Annotated in this window: 21 protein-coding genes; 16 read left to right on the forward strand and 5 right to left on the reverse strand. The window is 68.3% G+C overall.

The annotated features are described in order from the left end of the window. Positions 1 to 85 precede the first annotated feature (85 nt). From J2850_RS12135 to J2850_RS12145, 3 genes are read left to right on the forward strand one after another with little or no spacing between them, the layout of a single operon-like run. Complete coding sequence (locus tag J2850_RS12135; protein WP_209981931.1) at positions 86 to 1,111, forward strand: AAA family ATPase; 1,026 nt, start codon at positions 86 to 88, stop codon at positions 1,109 to 1,111. Continuing rightward, complete coding sequence (locus J2850_RS12140; protein ID WP_209981933.1) at positions 1,101 to 2,036, forward strand: ParB/RepB/Spo0J family partition protein; 936 nt, start codon at positions 1,101 to 1,103, stop codon at positions 2,034 to 2,036. The genes J2850_RS12135 and J2850_RS12140 overlap by 11 nt, the downstream gene beginning before the upstream one ends. A 50-nt stretch (positions 2,037 to 2,086) precedes the next feature. Then, on the forward strand, positions 2,087 to 2,671 hold the full coding sequence (locus tag J2850_RS12145; protein ID WP_209981935.1) for an IMPACT family protein: 585 nt from the start codon (positions 2,087 to 2,089) through the stop codon (positions 2,669 to 2,671). 178 nt (positions 2,672 to 2,849) lie between these two features. Here the strand turns inward: J2850_RS12145 and J2850_RS12150 are convergent, their stop codons facing one another. Then, on the reverse strand, positions 2,850 to 3,575 hold the full coding sequence (locus J2850_RS12150) for a GntR family transcriptional regulator (RefSeq protein ID WP_209981937.1): 726 nt from the start codon (positions 3,573 to 3,575) through the stop codon (positions 2,850 to 2,852). Positions 3,576 to 3,995: 420 nt separating this feature from the next. Between J2850_RS12150 and dctP the strand changes: the two genes are divergently transcribed. The 9 genes from dctP to J2850_RS12195 all read left to right on the forward strand — a co-directional run bounded on the left by dctP (position 3,996) and on the right by J2850_RS12195 (position 14,626). Further along, on the forward strand, positions 3,996 to 5,018 hold the full coding sequence (dctP, locus tag J2850_RS12155; protein WP_209981939.1) for a TRAP transporter substrate-binding protein DctP: 1,023 nt from the start codon (positions 3,996 to 3,998) through the stop codon (positions 5,016 to 5,018). Then, positions 5,018 to 5,575, forward strand: a complete 558-nt coding sequence (locus J2850_RS12160; protein ID WP_209981941.1) for a TRAP transporter small permease — start codon at positions 5,018 to 5,020, stop codon at positions 5,573 to 5,575. The genes dctP and J2850_RS12160 overlap by 1 nt, the downstream gene beginning before the upstream one ends. Beyond that, a complete protein-coding gene (locus J2850_RS12165) occupies positions 5,575 to 6,912 on the forward strand; it encodes a TRAP transporter large permease (RefSeq protein ID WP_209981943.1) in 1,338 nt (445 codons plus the stop codon). The genes J2850_RS12160 and J2850_RS12165 overlap by 1 nt, the downstream gene beginning before the upstream one ends. A gap of 23 nt (positions 6,913 to 6,935) precedes the next feature. Then, positions 6,936 to 8,483 carry a malonate--CoA ligase gene (locus tag J2850_RS12170; RefSeq protein WP_209981945.1) on the forward strand — a complete coding sequence of 516 codons (1,548 nt, stop codon included), beginning with the start codon at positions 6,936 to 6,938 and terminating at the stop codon, positions 8,481 to 8,483. 98 nt (positions 8,484 to 8,581) lie between these two features. Then, positions 8,582 to 9,976: a malonyl-CoA decarboxylase gene (locus tag J2850_RS12175; RefSeq protein ID WP_209981947.1), complete on the forward strand. Its 1,395-nt coding sequence runs from the start codon at positions 8,582 to 8,584 to the stop codon at positions 9,974 to 9,976. A 139-nt stretch (positions 9,977 to 10,115) separates the two neighbouring features. Continuing rightward, positions 10,116 to 10,931: a polysaccharide deacetylase family protein gene (locus tag J2850_RS12180; RefSeq protein ID WP_209981948.1), complete on the forward strand. Its 816-nt coding sequence runs from the start codon at positions 10,116 to 10,118 to the stop codon at positions 10,929 to 10,931. A gap of 111 nt (positions 10,932 to 11,042) precedes the next feature. Beyond that, entirely contained in the window at positions 11,043 to 12,740 is a 1,698-nt protein-coding gene (locus J2850_RS12185; protein ID WP_209982170.1) for a sensor histidine kinase, read from the forward strand. 11 nt (positions 12,741 to 12,751) lie between these two features. After that, positions 12,752 to 13,471: a two-component system response regulator BtsR gene (btsR, locus tag J2850_RS12190; protein WP_209981950.1), complete on the forward strand. Its 720-nt coding sequence runs from the start codon at positions 12,752 to 12,754 to the stop codon at positions 13,469 to 13,471. A 246-nt stretch (positions 13,472 to 13,717) separates the two neighbouring features. Beyond that, positions 13,718 to 14,626 carry a YihY/virulence factor BrkB family protein gene (locus tag J2850_RS12195; protein WP_209981952.1) on the forward strand — a complete coding sequence of 303 codons (909 nt, stop codon included), beginning with the start codon at positions 13,718 to 13,720 and terminating at the stop codon, positions 14,624 to 14,626. Here the strand turns inward: J2850_RS12195 and J2850_RS12200 are convergent. Continuing rightward, complete coding sequence (locus J2850_RS12200) at positions 14,574 to 14,813, reverse strand: YbdD/YjiX family protein (protein WP_246513012.1); 240 nt, start codon at positions 14,811 to 14,813, stop codon at positions 14,574 to 14,576. The genes J2850_RS12195 and J2850_RS12200 overlap by 53 nt on opposite strands. A gap of 322 nt (positions 14,814 to 15,135) precedes the next feature. Between J2850_RS12200 and J2850_RS12205 the strand changes: the two genes are divergently transcribed. Then, positions 15,136 to 16,941, forward strand: coding sequence for a carbon starvation CstA family protein (locus J2850_RS12205; protein ID WP_209981955.1), 1,806 nt, complete (start codon positions 15,136 to 15,138; stop codon positions 16,939 to 16,941). Between the two features lie 130 nt (positions 16,942 to 17,071). Here J2850_RS12205 and J2850_RS12210 read toward each other — a convergent pair whose 3' ends face one another. Then, positions 17,072 to 17,839 (reverse strand): SDR family NAD(P)-dependent oxidoreductase, encoded by a 768-nt coding sequence (locus J2850_RS12210; protein WP_209981957.1) that lies wholly within the window; start codon positions 17,837 to 17,839, stop codon positions 17,072 to 17,074. A gap of 88 nt (positions 17,840 to 17,927) precedes the next feature. Between J2850_RS12210 and J2850_RS12215 the strand changes: the two genes are divergently transcribed. Beyond that, complete coding sequence (locus J2850_RS12215; RefSeq protein WP_209981959.1) at positions 17,928 to 18,824, forward strand: LysR family transcriptional regulator; 897 nt, start codon at positions 17,928 to 17,930, stop codon at positions 18,822 to 18,824. Between the two features lie 189 nt (positions 18,825 to 19,013). Here the strand turns inward: J2850_RS12215 and J2850_RS12220 are convergent, their stop codons facing one another. Then, a complete protein-coding gene (locus J2850_RS12220; protein ID WP_209981961.1) occupies positions 19,014 to 19,961 on the reverse strand; it encodes a LysR family transcriptional regulator in 948 nt (315 codons plus the stop codon). 132 nt (positions 19,962 to 20,093) lie between these two features. On the opposite strand from J2850_RS12220, the gene J2850_RS12225 reads away from it, so the two are divergent. Together J2850_RS12225 and J2850_RS12230 are read left to right on the forward strand one after the other, a co-directional pair. Continuing rightward, a complete protein-coding gene (locus J2850_RS12225; protein ID WP_209981963.1) occupies positions 20,094 to 20,984 on the forward strand; it encodes an MBL fold metallo-hydrolase in 891 nt (296 codons plus the stop codon). 18 nt (positions 20,985 to 21,002) lie between these two features. Next, positions 21,003 to 22,013, forward strand: coding sequence for an alpha/beta hydrolase (locus J2850_RS12230; protein WP_209981964.1), 1,011 nt, complete (start codon positions 21,003 to 21,005; stop codon positions 22,011 to 22,013). 297 nt (positions 22,014 to 22,310) lie between these two features. Here J2850_RS12230 and J2850_RS12235 read toward each other — a convergent pair whose 3' ends face one another. Beyond that, positions 22,311 to 23,243: a beta-xylosidase gene (locus J2850_RS12235; protein ID WP_209981966.1), complete on the reverse strand. Its 933-nt coding sequence runs from the start codon at positions 23,241 to 23,243 to the stop codon at positions 22,311 to 22,313. Between the last annotated feature and the right edge of the window lie 4 nt (positions 23,244 to 23,247).

Genomic DNA, 23,247 nt, shown 5'->3' on the forward strand with positions numbered 1-23,247 from the left:
ATTGTTGCGGCAACTCTGCGGGGCTCCATTGACAAAGTTCCGGCAACTTGCTCAGACTGCGCCGACCGTATCAAGGGGGACTCCAATGCTGTCGATCGGGGGCGACGACATGCGCCAGATGCGCGAGCGCCGCGGCGAGAACCAGACCCAGTTCGCCGACTGGCTGAACGGGCAACTGGGACGCAGCTACACCAAGGCCAAGATCAGCCGCTGGGAAAGCGGGGCGGAGCGGATCCCGCAGCAGTTGGTGGATTTCCTGGCGGGACAGACGGCAGGTCAGCCGCCCGCCGGGCGCCCGCGCTCCGCCACCTTCCTGGCGGTCGCCAACCAGAAGGGCGGGGTCGGCAAGACGGCTACCGCGGTCAACCTCGCCTACGCGCTGACCGAGGGCGGGTCCAGGGTCTTGCTGATCGATTGCGATTCCCAGAGCAACGCCACGGTTCATGTCGGCATCGGCAATGCCGCCATCGTGGCGCTGGAGCAGCAGCGCAAGACCCTCTACTACGTGCTGCGCTCGGAAGAGCCGCTGACCTCGGTCATCATGCCGACGGACGAGCGCGGGCTCGACCTCGCTCCGGCCGGCCTGTCGCTGGCCGACGCGGACGTGGAACTGGCAGCCGACTCCACCGGCGGCCTCGTGCTGCGCGAGAAGCTGGACGAGGTGCGGCAGACCTATGATTTCGTCGTGATGGACTGTGCGCCGAACCTGGGGCTGGTCACCGCCAACGCCCTGTCGGCAGCCGAACTGGTGGTGGTTCCGGTGCAGACCGAGGCGCTGGCCCTGTTGGGCGTTAAGCGGCTGGTCGACACCATCGGCCGCATCCGCCGCCGGGTGAATCCCGCGCTGCGCATCGCCGGCATCATTCCCACCATGTACAACGACCGGCTGACGCAGGATCGGGCGACCCTGCAGGAGCTGCGGGAATCCTACGCCGACCAAGTCCCGGTCTTCCCGCCGATCCCACGCGCCACCGTCTACAGCAAGGCGGCGGCAGCCGGCATGATCACGCTTGCCGGCGACCCCAAGGCGCCGGGGGCCGAGACCTTCCGCGAGGTGGCGCGCCAGATCCGCGCCTATGCCCAGCGCCGGGAGGCCACCCATGCCGCGTAAGTTCGAGCGCAAGACCCGCGAGCTGCTGGGAACCGCCGTGGCGACGGAAGCCGGACGCGGCGGGGAGATCGCCGCCGGGGCGGCGGGCGGGTTGACCGTCGGCAGCGACCGGCTGTTCGGCACATCGGCCGGTTTCCCGCATGTGGTGGAACTGGACCTCGACCGGGTGATCCGCAATCCAGACCAGCCGCGGCGCCATTTCGACGAGGCGGAACTGCGCAGCCTCGCCTCCTCCATCGAACGGCACGGCCTGCAGAACCCGATCCTGGTCCGTCCCCTGTCCAAGGGCGACTATCTGCTGATCGGCGGCGAGCGGCGTGTCCGCGCGCATGAGATCCTGGGCCGCAAGACGGTCTTCGCCATCCTGACCTCGGGCGACCCGGACGAGATCGCGCTGATCGACAACGTCCAGCGTGTCGACCTCAACGCCGTGGAATATGCCGCCGCCCTCGGCCGCCTCATCGAGAAGCACGGCTATACCCACGACGAACTGGCCGCCGTGGTCGGGCGCGACCGCACCGACGTCACCAAGCTGCTGGCGATCCTGACCCTGCCGCCGGAGATCCGGGACGAGTATCTCGGGCAGTTCGCCCACGTCTCCCGTTCGGTGATGATCGAGATCGCCGCCGCCCCGGCTGAACTTCGCGCCGCCCTGTGGGCGCGTGCGAAGGAGGGGGCGAGCGTGAAGGCGGTCCGCCAAGCCAAGCGCGACCATGCCCAGGGTGTCCAGGGCGAGAATGCGCCTGCTGCGACCGAGGCCGGGCCGCATGAGGCGGCGAGGACGATCAGGGCCAGCGTCAAGCGGATCATGCGCGATGTCGCCGTTGTCCGCGAACAGCGCCGCCACCTGAATGCCGACGACCGCGAGCATCTGCAGGCGCTGCGGGCGGAAATCGATGCGATCCTGCAGGCAGACGGTCCCTGAGAAGGGTGGGCTTGCAGGGTTTCCGGCAGCGGGTTTGGCGGCGGGCGTGAATGTTTACTCTCAAGACGGCAGAACGGTTCGAGCAGGAGATCAAGAAGAGCCGTTTCCTCGCGTCGGCGGGGCCGGTCGGCAGCGAGGAGGACGCCCGCCGCTTCATCACGGCTTGCAGCAGCCTGGAAGCCGGCCACAATTGCTGGGCGTTCCGGATCGGCGGCATCTACCGCTTCAACGATGACGGCGAGCCCGGCGGCACGGCCGGCCGGCCGATCCTGCAGGCGATCGACGGCCAGGATCTGGATCGGGTGGCGGTGGTCGTCAGCCGCTGGTTCGGCGGCGTGCTCCTCGGGGCGGGCGGGCTGATGCGCGCCTATGGCGGCACGGCGGCGGCCTGCCTGCGGTCCGCCGAGCGGCAGCCGATCATCGCCTATGTGTCGCTGTCGGTAACCTGCCGCTTTGCGGACGAGGCCAGGATCCGGACGGGGCTCGCCACCTATCCCGACGCCCTCGTCGAAACCGGCGGCTTCACCGCCGAGGGCGTGCGCCTGCAGGTCAAGCTGCCCAGCAACCGGACGGATGATTTCATCCGCATGGTCACCGACATCTCCCGCGGCCAAGCCGAGGTCGAGACGCTGTGAGAGAGGCCGGTGTTGCCGCGGGACATGTCGGCTGGTCTGTGCGGACGCCGAGAATGGCCTTCGGCTCAAGGAAAGCTTCCAGGCCGAAGACTCCACACTAGCCGCCGTCATCTACCCGCCGGCCAATGAGGTGGGACGTCCCACAGCCCCCTGCCCCGCAACCCTCGCTTCCGCTATCTCAGGCGACGTCCAGCCGCGAGGCGCGCAGAAGCGCCATGAAGTCGGTGAAGGTGTCGCCCTGTACCGCGATGTGCTGCTTGGTGACCTCGCGCGCCAGTTCGGAATCGCCCTCCAGGATCGCCTGGACGATGGCGTCGTGCTCCTTCCAGGACCGGCGCAGCCGGCCGGGATGCTTCAACTGGATGCGGCGGTAGGTGGAAACGCGGTTGCGCAGCGCCCGTGTCATCTCCTCCAACTGCCGATTGTGGCTGCCGGCGTAGATCGCTTCATGGAAGCGCCGGTTGGCCTCGTAATAGGCATCGGTGTCGCCGCCGCTGATCGCCTCCTCGCACCGCCGATGAAGCTCGACGAGCTTGCCGTGGTCCTCCGCCGTCATGCGGCGCGCGCACAGCTCGGCACAGAGGGACTCCAGATTCGCCATCACCTCGAACAGTTCCAGGATGGTATCGATGCTCAGCGTCGTCACCACCGCCCCCTGGCGCGGCCGCATCTCGACGAAGCCGGCCGAGGCCAGTTGCGCCAGCGCCTCGCGGACCGGCGTGCGGGAGACGTTGAAGCGTTCGGCGAGCCCGCTCTCCTCCAGCCGCGAACCCGGCGGCAGGCGCCCCGACGCGATCTCCTCCTCGATCGCCGTCCGCAGGCGGTCGGCACGGGTCACGCGGGCCTCTTCGGTTTTCTGAACGCCGTGCTGCGGGGCGGTGCGGTCGGCGGTGTGCTCGCTCATGCTGGCTCCTGTCGTGGGGGCGCAGGTGTGGGCGCACTCGGCCCGGCATCGGTCTGCTTGCGCAGCTTCCGCATACAGCTATGACAAAACAATTGCCCGGTCCAACCATTTTCTGTATGCATGACAAGACCGATCGCATACAAGAACGGCAAAGGGCGAACAAGCCCGCCGCGCAGGCATGCGCCGACCGTGCCGTCGGCCACCGCATCGACTGCCCGAAGCATCGACCGCAAATCGGCATACAGGAGGAAACGATGTCTCAGAGGCTTTCAGCCGGCCCCCGTAGCTGATCGCAAGAGCGCAAGGCGTTCTTGCGGCACCGTTGAAGAAAGGTTCCGCACCGGGCTGTTCCCGACGCTCCACCGCGTTTCCCTCGCGCGGCGCCGGGATGCCCTTGCCCAACGGAAGGGGTCACCCATCATGATACTCTCACGTCGCGCCGTCGTTGGCGCCGCCCTCGCCGCCCCCGCCATCGTCGCCGCCTCCCGCCTGGGCTGGGCGGCCGAGGCGCGCACCCTCAAGATTTCGCACCAGTTCCCTGGCGGAACGATGGACGAGGGCGACTTCCGCGACCGCATCACCCGCCGCTTCGCCGCCGAGGTGGAGAAGCGCACCGGCGGCTCGCTGAAGTTCGAGATCTATCCCAGCTCCTCGCTGATGAAGACGCTGGCGCAGTTCGGCGCGATGCGGAAGGGGGCGCTCGACCTCAGCCTCTACCCCCTGCCCTACGCCGGTGGCGAGGTGCCGCAGGCCAACCTCGGCCTGATGCCCTGTCTGGTCACCAGCTACGAGCAGGGGCGCCGCTGGCGCGACGCCGAGATCGGGCGCGAACTGGCGAGCATCCTGGAGTCCAAGGGCATCAAGCTGCTGACCTGGATCTGGCAGGCGGGCGGCACCGCGTCGCGTTCCGGTGCGGTGATGAACCCGGACGACGTGAAGGGCATGAAGATCCGCGGCGGCAGCCGCGAGATGGACATGATGCTGAAGGCCGCCGGTGCCGCGGTCAGCACCATCCCCTCCAACGAGCTCTATGCCGGCATGCAGACCGGCGCGGTGGATGCCGCCATCACCTCGTCCACCAGCCTGATCTCCTTCAAGCTGGAGGAGTTGGCCAAGCACCTGACCGTTCCGCGCCAGCACAGCTACTGGTTCATGATGGAGCCGCTGATGATGTCGAAGAGCGTCTTCGACAGCCTGACGCCGGACCAGCAGAAGGTGATGGAGCAGGTCGGGCTGGAGATGGAGGAGTTCGGCTATCGCGAGGCGCAGGCCGACGACGAGCGCATCACCGCGATCTACGGCAAGGCCGGCGTCGCCACCGCCGACATGAGCGCCGACGCGGTGAAGCGCTGGACCGAGATCGCGCGGACGACCGCCTGGAAGGATTTCGCCGAGCGGGTGAAGGACGGCGAACGCCTGCTGAGCTTGGCGGAGAAGGTCTGATGTCGGCCGCGGAACGCGACCTGGTGCTGGGGGATGCCGCAGAGCCGGCATTGCGTTCCCCGGCCCTCCGTCTGGTCGGGACGGCCTTCGCCCTGGTCAACCGCGTGGTGGTGGTGGTGGCCGCCGTTGCCGTGGTGGCCGCCGGGGTCGTGCTGACGCACGAGGCGGTCGTCCGCTACGCCTTCCACCATCCAGCCGACTGGCAGGACGAGATGGCGGTGTTCCTGCTGGTCGGCGCCACCTTCATGTCGGCGGCCTGGGTCCAGGCGCGCCGCGGCCATGTCGCCATCGACGCCGTTGCGGAGTTGCTGCCGCCGGGGGTGGAGCGCTGGCGCCGCTTCGTCGCCGACCTGGCCTCCTTCGGCTTCTGCGCCTTCTTCTCCTGGAAGTCCTGGGCGCTGTGGCACGAAGCCTGGGTCGACGGCATGGTGACCCAGTCGGCCTGGGCGCCGCCATTGTGGATCCCCTACAGCGTCATGGCGCTTGGCATGAGCCTGCTCACGGTGCAGATCCTGCTGCAGATGCTGGACTTCCTACTAGACGGGGAGGCCGCCTGATGGGTGCGCTCGAACTCGGGCTGATGTATGGCGCCGCCACCTTCGGGGTGCTGTTCGCCGGCATCCCCATCGCCTTCGCATTGGGCTTGGTCGCCACGCTGTTCATGCTGGTCTTCATGCCGGCGGCGGCCCTCGATACGGTGGCGCAGAACGTCTACGAGGAGATGGCCAGCATCACCCTGCTGACCATCCCGCTCTTCATCCTCAAGGGGGCGGCCATCGGCAAGTCGCGGGCGGGCGCCGACCTCTATTCGGCGCTGCATGCCTGGCTGCATCGGGTGCCGGGCGGCCTCGGCGTCGCCAACGTCTTCGCCTGCGGCCTGTTCGCGGCGATGGCCGGGTCGAGCCCGGCCACCTGTTCGGCGATCGGCAGCGCCGGCATCCCGGAAATGCGGCGGCGCGGCTATTCCGGCGGCTTTGCAGCCGGCATCATCGCCGCCGGCGGCACGCTGGGCATCCTGCTGCCGCCGTCGATCACCATGATCCTCTATGCCGTGGCGGCGGAGCAGTCGCTGGGCCAGCTCTTCCTCGCCGGCATCGGGCCCGGCATCCTGATGGTGGTGCTGTTCGCCGCCTATGCGGTGCTGCGCTTCCGCAAGGAGAAGCGGCTGGCGCTGGAGCATGGCCGCCTCGACTCGCCCCTGCTGGCGGAGGAGCACTTCACCACGCGGGAAAAGCTGTCCTCGCTGCCGCGCGTGCTGCCCTTCGTCATCCTGCTGACCGGCGTCATGGTGGCGCTCTATGGCGGCTTCGCCACGCCGTCGGAGACGGCCGGGCTGGGCGGCGTGCTGGCGCTGGCCCTGGTCGCCGTCGTCTACGGCGCCTACAAGCTCGACCAGTTCGGGCCGATGCTGACGGCGACGCTGCGGGAATCGACGATGCTGATGATGATCATCGGCATGTCGCTGCTCTATTCCTACGTCATGAGCTACCTGCACATCAGCCAGAGTGCCGCGGAGGCCATCGTCGCGCTGAACCTGTCGCGCTGGGTGCTGCTGGCGGCGATCCTGCTGATGGTGGTGGTGCTGGGATTCTTCCTGCCGCCGGTGTCGATCATCCTGATGACCGCACCCATCATCCTGCCGCCGCTGCGTGCCGCCGGCTTCGACCTGATCTGGTTCGGCGTGGTCATGATGGTGGTCATGGAGATGGGGCTGATCCATCCGCCTGTCGGCCTGAACATCTTCGTCATCAAGAACATCGCCCCCGACATCCCGCTGAAGGAGGTCATCTGGGGAGTCATGCCCTTCGTCGGGCTGATCATGCTGTGCGTGCTGCTGCTCTGCCTGTTCCCGGGCATCGCCACCGCCCTGCCCGGCTGGGTGTATGGTGCCTGATCCGATCCGTAGGGACGACCGACATGACCAACTCCGAGAATTTCTACGACATCCTGTCCGACCGTTTCCCTGCCGATGCCGACGCGCCCTTCATCGAGCTGGAGTCCGGCCGCCGCTACAGCTACCGCGACTTGGCGGACATCAGCGGCCGCTATGCCCGCCTGCTCGCCGATCTCGGCGTCGTCAAGGGTGACCGCGTCGCCGTACAGGTGGAGAAGTCGCCGGAGGCAGTCTTCCTCTACCTCGCCTGCCTGCGCGCCGGCGCCGCCTACCTGCCGCTGAACACCGCCTACACCCGGGCCGAGGTCGCCTATTTCCTCGGCGATGCCGAGCCGAAGGTCTTCGTCTGCAGCCCCGGCGGTGCCGAGGCGCTCTCCGCCACTGCGGCGGAGGCCGGGGTCGGCACGCTGCTGACGCTGGGCAGCCATGGCGAGGGCAGCCTGGCGGACCGTGCCGACGGGCTCGATCCCGCCTTCGCCACCGTGCCTTGCGGGGCGGACGACCTCGCGGCGATCCTCTACACCTCCGGCACCACCGGACGGTCGAAGGGCGCGATGCTGACCCACCGCAACCTGTCCTCCAACGCCGCCACCCTGCACCGCTACTGGGGATTCCGGCCGGACGACGTCCTGCTGCACGCCCTGCCGATCTTCCACACCCACGGACTGTTCGTCGCCATCAACTGCACGCTGATGAATAGCGGCTCGATGCTGTTCCTGCCGAAGTTCGACGCCGACGCCGTCTTCCGCCTGCTGCCGCGGGCGACGGTGATGATGGGGGTGCCGACCTTCTACACCCGCATGCTGGCCGACGAGCGGCTGACGCGCGAGGCCGCGGCGCACATGCGGCTGTTCGTCTCCGGTTCGGCGCCGCTGCTGGCCGACACCCACCGGGAGTTCCAGGCCCGCACCGGCCACGCCATCCTGGAACGCTACGGCATGACCGAGACCTGCATGATCACCTCCAACCCGCTGGACGGCGACCGCATTCCCGGCACCGTCGGCTTCCCCCTGCCCGACATCTCGGTGCGGGTGGCCGACGAGAAGAGCGGCGAGCCGGTCGCCCCGGGCGCCGTCGGCATCCTGGAGGTGAAGGGACCCAACGTCTTCGCCGGCTACTGGCGAATGCCCGAGAAGACGGCGCAGGAGTTCCGCCCCGGCGGCTGGTTCATCACCGGCGATGTCGGCAAGATCGACGAGCGGGGCTACGTCCATATCATCGGCCGCGCCAAGGATCTGGTGATCTCCGGCGGCTTCAACGTCTACCCCAAGGAGGTGGAGACGGTGATCGATGCCATGGACGGCGTGGTGGAGTCCGCGGTGATCGGCGTGCCCCATCCCGATTTCGGCGAGGCGGTGGTCGCGGTCGTGCTGCGCCGGCCGCAAGGGGCGCAGGCAGGCATGGCGGACGAGGCGGCGGTGATCCGCGCCTGCAAGGCCGAGCTCGCCAACTTCAAGGTGCCGAAAGCCGTGGTCTTCACCGACGAACTGCCGCGCAACACCATGGGCAAGGTACAGAAGAACCTGCTGCGCGAGGCGCACAAGGGACTGTTCGACAAGCAGGTGGCGTGAGGTCCCCTCCCCGGCTCTCCCGGCCGCTGGCGGCGGTGGATCGGGGGAGAGGCAGGAGCGAACGCGGTCGCAGGCGGCCACGGCAACAGGAGCCAACCATGGACGGGTCCTTCTTCGGTGATCTCCTGCAATCCATCGCCGACCGCGGCCGGGCGCTGGTCGGCCTGCCGCGCGGGGAGCCGGCGGGCGGCGACCTGATCGGGCTGTGCGAGGCGCTGCTCTCCGGGCGCGGCGAGGCGTCCGGGGTGGCGCTGGCCCAGGAAATCCTGGACGGCTATGCCGCGCTGGCACCGGCGGAGCGCAACCGCTTCTTCACCACGCTGGCCGAGCGCTTCGGCCCCGACCACGATCGGCTGCGCCGGGCGATATCCTCCTACACCGCCGCTCCCGGCGACCGCCTCGCCACCGAGTTGCACAAGGCGGCGGAACCGCGGCGGCAGGAGCTGTTCCGCCGCCTGAACCTGGCGCCCGGCGGCACCCAGCATCTGGTCGCCATGCGCGAGGAGGCGCTGCGCAACGCCAAGTCCATTCCAGGCTTCGATGCGGTGGACGCCGACTTCGCCCATCTCTTCTCCTCCTGGTTCAACCGCGGCTTCCTGGTGCTGCGCCGCATCGACTGGACCACCCCGGCCAACATCCTGCAGAAGATCATCCGCTACGAGGCGGTGCACGCCATCCACGACTGGGAGGATCTGCGCCGCCGCCTGGAGCCGCCGGACCGCCGCTGCTTCGCCTTCTTCCATCCCCGCCTGAACGACGAGCCGCTGATCTTCGTCGAGGTCGCCCTGACCGGCCACATCGCCGGCTCGATCGCCGAGGTGCTGTCGGAGGACCGCACCCCGATCGCGCCCGACAAGGCCTCCACGGCCATCTTCTATTCCATCTCCAACTGCCAGGAGGGGCTGCGCGGCATCTCCTTCGGCAATTTCCTGATCAAGCAGGTGGTGCAGGAGCTGAGCCGCGAACTGCCGGGGCTGAGGACCTTCGTCACCCTGTCGCCGGTGCCGGGCTTCGCCGGCTGGCTGGCCAAGGAGCGCCGGCGCGAGGACGGGCTGATGGCCGACGACGAGAAGGAGCGCCTGAAGGCGCTCGATGGGGAGGGCGGGCACCGCGACCAGGCGGCGCTGGAGGCGCTGCAGCCATTGCTGCTGTCGGTCGCCGCCCGCTATTTCCTGAAGGCGCAGGGAGCCAACGGCCGGCCGGTCGATCCCGTGGCGCGCTTCCATCTCGGCAACGGCGCGCGGCTGGAGCGGATCAACGCGATGGGCGACCGCTCGCCCAAGGGGCTGGCGCAGGCGCACGGGCTGATGGTCAACTACCTCTACGACCTGCGCCACATCGAGCGCAACCACGAGGCCTATGCGGCGGCCGGTACCGTCGCCGCCTCGTCGGCCGTGCAGAGACTGGCGGCGCAGAAGCCGGTGCCGCCGAAGCCGTCGAAAGCCAAGGCGGACCTCCCTGCCCTGCCCCCGCCGACGCCTGCGGAGCCGTGACCGGGTTCTTCCGACCGGAGTCATCCGGGGACCGCAAGAAATCGCTTGTCGGGCCACCCGGCCGAAGGCGAAGCTCGCGCCCGCCGCCGCGTCCCTCCGGGGAGGCCGGCGAGCCCGACCTGCTTCGTGTGCCCCGATCATGCATTCCCTCCGCCGTGCCGCCCCCGCCCTGCTCGCCATCCTGCTGCTGTCGACGCAGGCGCTTCCCGCCGCTGCGGCGGGCCGGCAGCGCAGCTATGCCGCCACCCATGGCGCCGCCCCCTTCGCCACCGCCGACCTGATCCCCGGGTCGGACATCGACCTCGACGACGTCGACCGCAGCCTGCCGTCGGCCCAGGTGGTGGCACTGACCATCGATGACGGTCCCGATGCCAACGACGCCGCCATCCTTGAGATCCTGCGGCAGCATCACGAGAAGGCGACCTTCTTCTTCATCGGCGGCAAGATCGCCGGCCATCGCGACCTCGCCCGGCTGGTCGCCGCCTCCGGCAACGAGATCGGCAGCCATACCCAGGGCCACCCGATGATGACCGACCTGCCGCCGGCCCGGCAGGAGTGGAACCTCGCGCAGGCGCAGGCGGCCCTCGCCGGCATCGGGGTGGCGGCGACATGGTTCCGCCCGCCCTACGGCGACGTCGACGACGTGCTTGCGGCGCGCGCACTTTCGCACGGCATGCGGACGGTGCTGTGGACCGTCGACAGCCGGGACTGGAAAGGTGTCGACGCCGAGACCATCACCCGCCATGTCGGCGAGCGGCTGGCGCCGGGCGCCGTCGTGCTGATGCACAGCACCAAGGCCGCCAGCCTGGCGGCGCTGCCGGCGATCCTGGAAGAGGGCGAGCGGCGCGGCTACCGCTTCGTCACCATGAGCGAATGGAAAGAGGCGATGCGCCGCTCGGCGCCGTCGTCCGTCGCCTTGCTCCATCCCCGCCCCCATCCCCAAGCGCGGTATTGACGCCCGCGCCCGCATACGGGGCTACATCAATGCGGCGGCGGGCCGCGGGGCTAGGATGCGGCATCCGTTTCCGGGATGCCGTCCGCCCTGAAGGCCACCATGACCGCCACCATGATCGTCGAGCCGTTCGCCCTGGTCCTCTCGCTGCTCCAGCAGATGTGCGTCTACCTGGTGATCGCCTATCTGCTGAGCCGGACGCCGCTGTTCCTGCCGCTGACCCACGTGACGGTGCGCTGGCCGCACAAGCTGGCCTGCTACCTGATCTTCTCGATCTTCTGCATCATGGGGACCTATTTCGGCCTGCACATCGATGATTCCATCGCCAACACCCGCGCCATCGGCGCCGTGCTGGGCGGCATCTTCGGCGGGCCGTCGGTCGGGCTGGCGGTCGGGCTGACCGGGGGCCTGCACCGCTACTCCCTGGGCGGCATGTCGGCGGTGGCCTGCGCCCTCTCCACCATGGCCGAGGGGTTGATCGGCGGCCTGGTCCATCGCCACATGGTGCGCCATGGCCGCATGGAGGCGCTGTTCGATCCGCTGCGCGTCGGCGCCGTCACCCTCTTCGCCGAGCTGGTCCAGATGCTGATCATCCTGGCCGTCGCCAAGCCCTTCGCGGCGGCGATGCATCTGGTGGAGGTGGTGGCCGCCCCGATGATCGTCGCCAACACGCTGGGGGCGGCGCTGTTCATGCGCATCCTGCTGGAGCGGCGCGTGCTGGACGAGAAGCAGTCCAGCGCCTTCTCCGCCAAGGCCCTGAAGATCGCCGCCCGCTGCGACGGCGTGCTGCGCGGCGGCTTCAACAGCGCCAACAGCACCCGCGTCGCCCGCATCATCTATGAGGAGACCGGCGTCGGCGCCGTCGCCATCACCGACCGCGAGAAGCTGCTGGCCTTCATCGGCATCGGCGCCGACCACCATCGGCCGGGGACGCCGATCAGCTCGCCGCAGACCCACCAGGCGATCGCCGGCAACCAGGTGATCTACGCCGACGGCAACGAGGTGGGCTACCGCTGCTCGATCAGCCCGCACTGCCGGCTGGGGGCGGCGCTGGTCATCCCGCTGGTCGGCCAGGACGGTGCTGTGATCGGCACCATCAAGCTGTACGAGCCCAAGACCAAGATCTTCTCCACCATCAACCGCACGCTGGGCGAGGGCGTCGCCCGCCTGCTGTCCAACCAGATCCTGGCCGGGCATTACGAGCAGCAGAAGGTCCTGCTCGCCCAGTCGGAGATCAAGCTGCTGCACGCGCAGGTCAACCCGCACTTCCTGTTCAACGCCCTGAACACCATCTCCGCGGTCATCCGCAACGATCCCGAGCGCGCCCGCCAACTGGTGCAGAACCTGTCGACCTTCTTCCGCAAGAACCTGAAGCGGCCGAGCGAGACGGCGACCCTGGCCGACGAGCTGGAGCATGTCGGCGCCTACCTGCAAATCGAGCTGGCGCGCTTCACCGGCAGCCTGTCGGTGGCGATCGACGTGCCGGACGAGCTGCGCCATGCCCGGCTGCCGGCCTTCTCGCTGCAGCCGCTGGTGGAGAACGCGATCAAGCACGGCACCGCCCAGCTCCTCGGGGACGGCCATGTCCGCATCGAGGCCCGCCGGCTGGGCGGCGAGCTGCTGCTGTCGGTGGAGGACAATGCCGGCCTCTATGAGGCGAAGCCCGGCGGCGACGGGCTGGGCATGACCATCGTCGATCGCCGTGTCCGCAACCGCTACGGCGACTCCTACGGCGTCACGGTCGCCTGCGAGCCCGACGCCTCCACCCGCGTCACCCTGCGCCTGCCCCTGGAAGAAGCCGTTCCCGCCTGATGGTGTGCCCCATGATGACCGTCCTGATCGTCGACGACGAACCGCTGGCCCGCGAGGAACTGCGCCGGCTGCTGGAGGACTCCGCCGACATCCGCGTCGTCGGCGAATGTGCCAACGCCATCGAGGCGATCGGCGCCATCAACCGCCAGCCGCCCGACGTGGTCTTCCTCGACATCCAGATGCCGCGGGTCAGCGGGCTGGAGATGCTGGGCATGCTCGACCCCGAGCGGATGCCGCGCATCGTCTTCCTGACCGCCCACGACGACTATGCCGTGAAGGCCTTCGAGGAGCATGCCTTCGACTACCTGCTGAAGCCGGCCGATCCGGCACGCCTGGACAAGACGCTGCAGCGCCTGCGCCGGGAGCGCGCGCCGCAGGAGGTCGCGGTGCTGCCGGGCGCGGCGGAGCTGCGCCACATCCCCTGCACCGGCGTCAACCGCATCACCCTGATGAAGCTGGCCGACGTCGACTACGTCGTCTCCCGCCCGGCCGGCGTCTATGTCGTCGGCGAGGACGGACAGGAACGCTTCACCGAACTGACCCTGCACGTACTTCAGGAAAAAAGTCCGCTGTTCCGCTGCCACCGCCAGCATCTGGTCAATCCCGAGCGCATCCGCGAAATCCGCTTCGTCGACGGCGGCATGGCGGAAATCCAGACCACCGCCGGTCACACGGTGCCGGTCAGCCGCCGCTTCCTGGGTGCGCTGAAGGAGCGGCTGGGGATGGGCTGAGGGCCGCGGATGGACGGGCGGATGGAACATTTGAAACCGGGTGAAACATCCCCCGTGCTGCGTTCCACCGTTCACCCTGCCGCCAACCCTTGCAGCGATCATGGATCGGCTGCGTCCTTTTAGCACGGATGCCCGTCGCCGGTAAGGGCAGGCCGCCAAGCCGCGCTTTCCCGTCCCGAACGGCCGGCCGCATCAAACCCCCGCGGTGGACGTTAATCCTGTCGAAGAACAGGATGGGAGGGGGCGATGGAGAGCATGCGGCGCTGGTGGGCGATCATCGTTGATGCGGCCTATGGCTGGATGAACGACGATGCGATGAGCATGGCGGCGTCGATCGCCTTCTACACCATCTTCTCGCTGGCCCCCCTGGCGATCCTGGTGATCGCGCTGGCCGGGCTGGTGTTCGGCGACGAGGCGGCGCGCGGCGCGCTGATCGACCAGTTGACGGCCCTGGTCGGCAAGGATGCCGGGCAGACCCTCCAGGACCTGATCGCGCGGGCCGGCGCCCGGGACACCGGCATCCTGGCGAGCGTGCTGGGCATCGGCACCATCCTCGTCGGCGCCACCACGGTCTTCGTCGAGCTCCAGGCCGGCCTCAACCGCATCTGGAAGGTGGATGCGCCGCAGGAATCGACCATCACCTGGCTGGTACGGGTGCGCCTGAAGGCGCTGGCCCTGATCGGCACCATCGGCTTCCTGCTGATCGTCTCGCTGGTGGTCAGCGCCGCCCTGGCGGCGGTCGGCACCTGGGCGAGGGGCTACCTGCCGACGATGCCGTCGCTGTTCTGGCTGGTCGACGTGCTGTCGTCCTGGCTGGTGCTGACCGTGCTGTTCGCGATGATCTACCGCATCCTGCCCGATGCCTACATCCGGTGGAACGACGTGTGGCTGGGCGCGGCGGTCAATGCCTTCCTGTTCGCGGTGGGGAAGTTCCTGATCGGCTTCTACATCGCCACCAGCGGCGTGGTGACGGTCTACGGCGCGGCGGGCTCGTTCGTGCTGATCCTGCTGTGGGTCTACTATTCGGCGGTGATCTTCCTGTTCGGCGCGGAGCTGACGCGCGCCTATTCCGAGCGCAGCGGCAGCCGGTCGCACCGGGTGGCTACCGGCCGCAGCAGCCACGCCCCAGCGTCATCAGGATCTGCCGGGCCTTGAAGGCACGGCGGTCGAGCGGCGGCTCGTCCGGGGCGACCCGTGCCTGGGCCTCGCGGTACCGCTCGTAGGAATCGTCGCTGAACAATCGGCGCAGGCCGGTCAGCGCCTTGCGCAGCCGGCCGCGCGGGCAGGGGACCGGCGGCTTCGCTGACGCTCCGGCTGACGGTCTTGCGGGCGATTTGGTCATGGGCTTTCCTCCGGCATGGCGTGCGGGCGGTGTGGGATGTCCCACACTAGTGCGCCGGTGGCGCGCCAGGGGCGGTTTCCCGGCGAGCGGCGGCCCCGGCCGGGCGAGCGGTCCCCGGCGGCGGCCCAGCGGCGCCCCCGCGGCGCCCCCGCGGCGCCCGAGCCGCTATCCGAACTGGTGCCCGAGCCGCCATTCGAGCCGGCGCCACTCGCCCCCTGCCGGCTGCCGCTCGGCACGTCCTGGCCGCCGCTCGCGGCATTCCACCCCACCGGCCGGCAGTTGCGGCGTAAACCGGCGGCAGGTCCTTTTCAGGAGAGCCGTCATGGATCACGCCTTAACCTTTGTGATCGCGACACTCTGCATTCTTGCGCTCTGCTACCGCTTCTACGGCGTGTTCTTCGTGCGCAAGGTTCTCCGTGCCGACGATTCGGAAGTCACCCCGTCCCACATCCTGGCCGACGGGAAGAACTATGTGCCCACCAAGAAATGGGTGAATGCCGGCCAGCATTTCGCGGCGATCGCTGCGGCCGGCCCACTGGTCGGCCCGGTGCTGGCCGCCCAGTTCGGCTATCTGCCGAGCTTCCTGTGGCTGCTGATCGGCTGCGTCGTCGGCGGTGCGGTGCACGACACGGTCGTGCTGTTCGCCTCGATGAAGCACAAGGGCCAGTCGCTGTCCGAGGTCGCCAAGGCCGAGCTCGGCCCGGTGGCCGGCTGGTGCACCGGCCTGGCGATGCTGTTCATCATCACCATCACCATGGCCGGCCTGTCGATGGTCGTCGTCCATGCGCTGGAACGCAACGCCTGGGGCACCTTCGCGGTGTTCATGACGATCCCGATCGCCATCGCGCTCGGCCTCTACGAGCGGGTCACCGGCTCGTCCAAGGGCGCCACCCAGGTCGGCATCGCCGCCATCGCCGCCTCGGTCTTCGCCGGCCCCTACATCCAGGGCACGATGGTCGGCGAATGGCTGACGCTGCATGCCGAGACCGTGGCGATCGCGCTGCCGGTCTACGCCTTCTTCGCCACCGCCCTGCCGGTGTGGATGCTGCTGACCCCGCGCGGCTACCTGTCGAGCTTCATGAAGATCGGCGTGTTCGGCGCGCTGGTCGTCGGCGTCGTCTTCATCAACCCGGAAATCCGCTTCCCGGCGCTGACCGACTTCATCCATGGCGGCGGCCCGGTGCTGAACGGCCCGGTCTGGCCCTTCATCTCGATCACCATCGCCTGCGGCGCCATCTCCGGCTTCCACGCCTTCATCGGCTCGGGCACCACGCCGAAGCTGATCGACAAGTGGAGCGACATCCGCCCGGTGGCCTTCGGCGGCATGCTGGCGGAATGCGTGGTCGGCGTCATGGCGCTGATCGCCGCCACCTCGCTGCACCCGGCCGACTATTTCGCCATCAACTCCGCGCCGGCCGCCTTCAAGGCCCTGGGCATGAACGTCGTCGACCTGCCGCGCCTGAGCCAGGAAATCGGCCTCGACCTCTACGGCCGCACCGGCGGTGCGGTGACGCTCGCGGTCGGCATGACCGAGATCTTCACCCGCGTGCCGTGGTTCGGCAGCCTCGCCTCCTACTTCTTCCAGTTCGTCGTGATGTTCGAGGCGGTGTTCATCCTGACCGCCGTCGACAGCGGCACCCGCGTCGCCCGCTACCTGCTGCAGGACCTGCTGGGCGACATCTATGCCCCGATGAAGCGGCTTGACTGGGTCCCCGGTTCGATCGTCGCCAGCGTGCTTGCCTGCCTGGCCTGGGGCTACCTGCTGACCTCGGGCGACATCAACTCGGTCTGGGCCCTGTTCGGCGTGTCGAACCAACTGATGGCCTCGGTCGGCCTGATCATCGGCGCCACCATCATCCTGCGGCTGGCCCAGAAGCGGGTCTACATGCTGACCTGCCTGATCCCGTTGGCCTACCTGTTCGTCACGGTGAACGTCGCCGGCTACTGGATGATCGCCAACGTCTACCTCAACAAGGCGGCCAAGGGCTACAACCCCTTCAATGCCGGCATCTCGATCATCATGCTGGTCCTGGGCTTCGTGATCCTGGTCGCCGCGCTGAAGAAGTGGAAGGAACTGCTGCAGACCCGTGCGGCCGCGGTCCCGATGATCGCGACGCCGGCGGAATAACCACCCGGAAGGACACCTGCCGGGAGGTCCGGTCAGGACAGGGGGCCATGTGGGACATCCCACATGGCCCCCTTTTCCGTGCCCCGGCCTTTGCCTCCCGCCTGCCCGGGTCCATGCCGTTCGGCGGCGATCAGATGTGGATGCCGCCGGCGACCTCGATGCGCTGGGCGTTCACCCAGCCGAACTCGTCGGACAGGAGCCCGGCGATCACCGGCCCGACATCCTCGGGGCGGCCCACCCGGCCAAGCGCGGTGTGTGATGCGACGGCTTTTGCGACCTCGGCATTGTCCCGGACGATGCCGCCGCTGAAGTCCGTCGCGACTGCGCCGGGGGCGACGACGTTGACGGCAATGCGCCGGTCCCCGAGTTCGAGCGCCATGTAGCGCGTGAGCGCCTCGACGGCAGCCTTCATCGGACCATAGACGGTGCGGCCGGGAAAGGCGAAGCGTGCCAGGCCCGACGAGATGTTCACGATGCGGCCGCCATCGTTCATCAGCGGCAGCAGTGCCTGGGTGAGCAGGAGCGGCCCCTTGAAATGGACGGCGAACTGGTCATCGATCTCCTCCTCGGTCGCCCCCATGAGGGTTGCGGTGGACGAGGTACCGGCGTTGTTGACCAGATAATCGAAGCGCTCGGCTCCCATCCCACGCAGCGCCTCTTGGACCCTGCCGGCGAAGTGGTCGAAGGACGAGGCCTTGCCGACGTCCAGCGCCAAGGCGAGGGCCGGCGCGCCGGCCTGCGTGGCGCGGGCGACGACCGCTTCGGCTTCGGTGTGGTTGGTGTTGTAGGTGAGGATGGATCGAACCCCGCGTGCGGCAAGGCGCAGGACCGTGTCGCGCCCGATGCCCCGGCTGCCGCCGGTCACGATGGCGATCCGCTTTCCCGTGTTGTCGGTCATGTCTTTCTCCTTCCACAGCCAGGATAGGCTTGCCCGCTGTTCGCGATAAGGCGACGATGTCGGAACAGGCTGTACGACTGGGCGAACGATGACCGACTTTGCTGGAATACAGGCTTTCATCGAGGTCGCCCGGGCGGGCGGCTTCCGCACGGCCTCGCGCGCGACCGGACTCAGCGCCTCAAGCCTGAGCGACGCGGTGAAACGGCTGGAGGCCGGGATGGGCGTGAGGCTGCTCAACCGGACGACGCGCACGGTGACGCCCACCCGGGCCGGCGCCGATATGCTCGACCGCCTGGCGCCCTTGCTGGCGGAGTTCGAGGCGGCTCTGGACATCGCCAACGACTATCGCGGAACACCGAGCGGCACGCTGACGCTGAACGTTCCCGTCAACACGGCCCGGCTGGTGCTGCCCCGAATCCTTCCGTCCTTCGCGGACGCCTATCCCGACATCAGGGTGGAGGTCGTGGTCAACGACAGCTTCGTCGACATCCTGGCGGCGGGGTGCGATGCCGGCATCCGCTATGGCGAACGGCTGGAAAAGGACATGATCGCCGTTCCGATCGGGCCACGGCGCCAGCGTTTCGCGACGGCGGCATCACCGGCTTATCTCAAGCGGCGTGGCCGGCCGGAGCACCCGTCCGACCTCCTCGGTCATGCCTGCCTGTCCGGCAGGTTCGACAGCGGCGCGCTGGCGACCTGGGAATTCGAACGGGACGGGGAGGTGCTGCGGATCGAACCTGCCGGGCCGCTGACCGTGCATGTGACCGCAATCGATCTTGCAGTGTCCGTCGCCATCGCCGGCAACGGCATCGTGCAACTGTTCGAAGACTGGCTGCTGCCCGCCTTCGAGAGCGGCGATCTCGTGCCGGTGCTCGAACCGTGGTGGCAGAGCTTTCCCGGGCCATTCCTCTATTATCCGGGAAAGGAGCACATACCCGCCCCCTTGCGCGCCTTCATCGATTTCACGCGGCGGCATCGCTGGTAGAGGACGCGCAGTCCGGCCGTGATGGGATGGAGCACCACCGTAGGGTTGGCGAGCTCGCTAACCGCTAGCTCGCCAACGTCGATTGGGACCAACCCGACCAGACCGCCGGGGAATGGCTCATGTGATTGATAAGGTCGTCCATGGCCGATCGATCAGGACATTGTCCGTGGCCACAGCCTGCTTCACAACTCAAGTGCTTCCGTTCGGACTGGCCGCACCGCCGTGAGGCGCCTCGGGCAACGAGGCGAGACGCTCCCTCAGCCAGCGGTGGCTCAAGTCCGTATCGAAGCGGTGATGCCAGCCCATAAAGAGATGGAAGGCGGGCGCCGGGAACGGGAGTGGAAGGCAATCCACGGTGTCGGGAAACCGGCGGAGAAAGAGTGTCGGCAAGGTGCATACGAAATCGGACGCTTCCAGGACCGCCGGGGCGAGGCTGTAATGGTGGACGGAGATCCGGACCTCGCGTGAAAGCCCATGGCGGGCGAGGAGGTCGTCAATGACGCCGTGGAATCCACCACCACTCCCGGAGACGATCACATGGTGGAGTGCGGCGTATTCCGCCAGGGACGGCATGGCCGCACCCCGCGGGTGGTTCTTGCGCTGGGCCATGGCGAAGGTGTCTGAAACCAGGGGCTGCGTCCGCAGGCCGGAAGGGACCGATGCCTTCGAGGTCACGACCACATCAACCTCCCCGGCCTCCAACTGGTCGCGGATGGTCTTCTCGTCGATAGCCCGGATAGCCACGCGCAGGCCATCCCAGCCGTGGTCGCGGAGCTGCCGGATGAGCGGGAGAGCCAGGATGGCGGCGGCGTTGTCGTTGCACGCGATGGAAAAGGTGCGCCGGGAGACTGCGGGATCAAAGGCGACCGGCGTGTTCACCGCATCCAGCATGGCCTTCAGCGCATCGCGCAACGGACCCTTCACCGCTTGCGCCCGCTGGGTCGCGACCATGCCCTTGCCGGTCCCTGACGGAACCAGCAAGGGATCCTGGAACAGGTCACGGAGCCGGGCAAGCTGAGCGGACATCGCCGGCTGGCTGATGCCGATGCGCGCAGCGGCATGGGTGACGTTTTCCTCGTCCAGGAGCGCGTTGAGCGAGACAAGCAGCCCCATGTCCGCAGCCTTGATATCGATCATGCCTATACCTGCCGTATGAGCAATCGATTTCAGCTATCAGGTCGGGCGCTCCATGATCAACGTCAAATACGCCGGCCGGAACAGAGATGCCGGTCGCCTTTGACGCCATCGTGACCATGGATCGCCCTGCCCATGCCAATGCCCATGCCCAACCACAACACCCACCATGTCGGAACCGTTTCGGTGACGCGGGTCACCGAGCAATGCGGTCCCGGCTTCGCTCCCGAATTCCTCTTTCCCGACTGGGATCCGGCAGTGCTTGCCGCCCACCACGATCTGATGATCCCGCACTGCTACGATGCGGAGGAGCGCCGCTTCATCGCCAGCATCCACAGTTGGGTCATCCGGACCAGACACCACACCATCCTGGTCGACGGCTGTGCCGGCAACCACAAATGGCGGCCTGATCTGCCAAGGTTCCATCAACTGGATACGCCGTTCCTGGCACGGCTTGCCGAGGCTGGCGTGCGCCCCGAGGCGGTCGACTTCGTGCTGTGCACGCACCTCCATGCCGACCATGTCGGCTGGAACACGCAGTTGCGCGATGGGCGATGGGTGCCGACCTTTCCCAACGCAACCTATGTCTTCTCGCGGGCGGAGCGCGACCATTGGGAGGGGGCAGCGGGACACAGCGGCTTCAACGCCGGTGTCTTCACCGACAGCGTGCTTCCCGTCATCGAGGCCGGCCAGGCAACCTTGGCCGAGGAGATCGGGGCGATCGGGGATGAGATCCACTTCCACCCGACCCCCGGTCACAGCGTCGGCCACATTGCCATCGAGCTGAGCGCCGGGGGCGCGCTCGGGCTGTTCAGCGGCGACATCATGCATCAGCCGCTCCAGGTGGTGCGGCCGGATTGGAACAGCCGGTTCTGCGAGGATGCACGGCAGGCCTGCGCCTCCCGCCGCTGGCTGCTGGAAAGCGCGGCGGAGCGGCAGGCGACCGTCTTCACCGCACATTTCGCCGCAAGCTCCGCCGGCACGGTGACGTCCGGCGCAGCCGGCTTCCATTGGACCTTCGCCTGACCGTCAGGAGACCAGTTCATGATCGACCACCAGTCCGCCGGCCGCGGGGCAGAGCCGCGGGTCATCCTGGAAGACATGCTCATTCCCAGCGACACGGCCGGAATACGCCTGTTCATCCGCAACAAGCGGCTGTCCTCCCTGCGGGAGTTCTCGGGCAGCCGCACGATCCTGTTCGTCCATGGATCGAGCTATCCGGCATCGACCTCCTTCGACCTGCCGTTCGGCGGCCGCTCCTGGATGGATCATCTGGCCGGGCAGGGGCACGATGTCTATCTGCTGGACTTGCGGGGGTATGGCCGCTCGACCCGACCGACGGAAATGGACCTTCCGGCCGACGGGGGCACGCCGATCGTCCGCACCGAAACGGCCGTGCGCGACGTGGCGAGCGCGGTGCGCTTCATCCTTGGCCGCCGCGGCATCGACCAACTGAACCTGATCGGCTGGTCCTGGGGCACCACCTTGATGGCGAGCTTCACCGCGGCCAACAACGGCCTCGTGAACCGTCTCGTGCTCCTGGCTCCTCAATGGCTGCGCACGACGCCGAGCCTGTCGGACATGGGCGGTGTGCTCGGAACCTACCGGCTGGTGTCCCGTGCCGATGCGAGGGCGCGCTGGTTGCGCGGCGTGCCGGAGGATAAGCGGGCGGACACTCTGCCGGACGACTGGTTCAGGATGTGGGCCGACGCCACCTTTGCCACGGACCCCTGGGGTGCCACGCAATCGCCGCAAGTGCTGCGCGTTCCCAACGGCACCGTACAGGACAGCCGCGAATACTGGGCGGCGGGCGTGCCCTTGTACGACCCGTCGGACATCCGTGTCCCGGTCCTGCTGGTGCATGCGGAATGGGACCAGGAAATGCCGCTGGAGATGTGCCGGACGTATTTCTCGCTGTTGGCCGGCGCGCCATACCGGCGCTGGGTGGAGATCGGTGAAGGCACGCATTCGCTGCCGATGGAGCGCAACCGCTGGCAGCTCATCGACGAGGTGGACAGCTTCCTGAATCCTGGCGGTTTGGCGGCAGGGTCCTGACTCGGGAGGCCGAAAGGCGGGTGCGGCCATCGGTGTGGGACGTCCCACCTTCCGGTGCCGCATTGTCCACTGCCGAATGCCGGGGCGCGCGTCCGGGCGGCGAGGCCTCGTGGGGGCGGAGCGCTGCCGCATGTGAGCGCCGCGCCCCGGTCCGATGGCGATTGTCGGGAGGCGAGTGGCACCGGCGCCGCACTGGCGCCGTACCGGCGCCACAGCCCCCGGAAGGCAGGGCGAGGACCTGGCGGGCCGCCCGTGCCGGGCAGACCTGCCGCCGGCGGTCCGCCAGGAGGCGGCGGATCAGCCGACCGCCGCCAGCGGCGGGGCTTCCGCGGAGCCGGCCGGCGTCCCGGCATAGCGGCGGATCATCGCGGCGCAGAACTCCGCGAACTCCTCCGCCACCTGCGGCGGGCTGGTGTGATGGGGTTCGACGCCCCGGTGTTCGGGGGTGAAGCAGAAGGTGACGGTGACGTCGAAGTCGGCCAGCGCCTCCATCTGGCGGTCGAACCAGTCGAGCGCGTTGGGGCGGAAGCTGTCGGCCCACGACAGGCCGGTGCGCAGGTGGCGGACGCCCAGCCGCTTCAGCCAGCCCACCGCCTCGTCAAGCCGGTGGTCCTCGAAATGGAACCACTGGCAGATGCCGAGCTGCGAGGCATAGGGGGCGAAGGCCTCCACCGCCGGCTTCGGCGTGCCGTCGGCGCGCAGCAGGCCCATGTGGAAGTGGCGGTAATAGGACGAGCCTTCCGCCTCCTTGTGGCGGGTGGTGGCCTCCCAGTGGCTCGGCAGGTCGTAGAGGCTGTACCAGTGGATGCGCGGCACCTTGCCGATCAGCAGCTCGGCGGTGCGCTTGACGCCCCAGGCCTGCACCTCCTCCGCGCCGAAGGACGACACGCCGGCCTCGGTCACCCAGATCGGCTTGTCGGTGACGGCGCGGATCTCGTCGATCTTGGCCGGCCACTCGTCGATCTGCCACAGGTTCCAGTCGAGCGGAAAGCCATGCACCGCCACGACGTCGATCTCGTCGAGCACGCCGCGCTCGTCGAGCCGGCGGACGAAGGACGGGTCGATGGGGGACATGCCGCCCAGCACGCGGGTGACGCCGGAGTTCTCCGCCCGGATCGCCTGGCCGGCCAGCACGGTCATCCGGGCGAACAGGTCCCACTCGGGGTCCAGGTTGGGGTCCCAATGGGACTTGTTGTTGGGCTCGTTCCAGATCTTGGCGGCTTCGATCATCCCT

The sequence above is a fragment of the Azospirillum picis genome, assembly GCF_017876115.1.
GTDB classification, from domain to species: Bacteria; Pseudomonadota; Alphaproteobacteria; order Azospirillales; family Azospirillaceae; genus Azospirillum; species Azospirillum picis.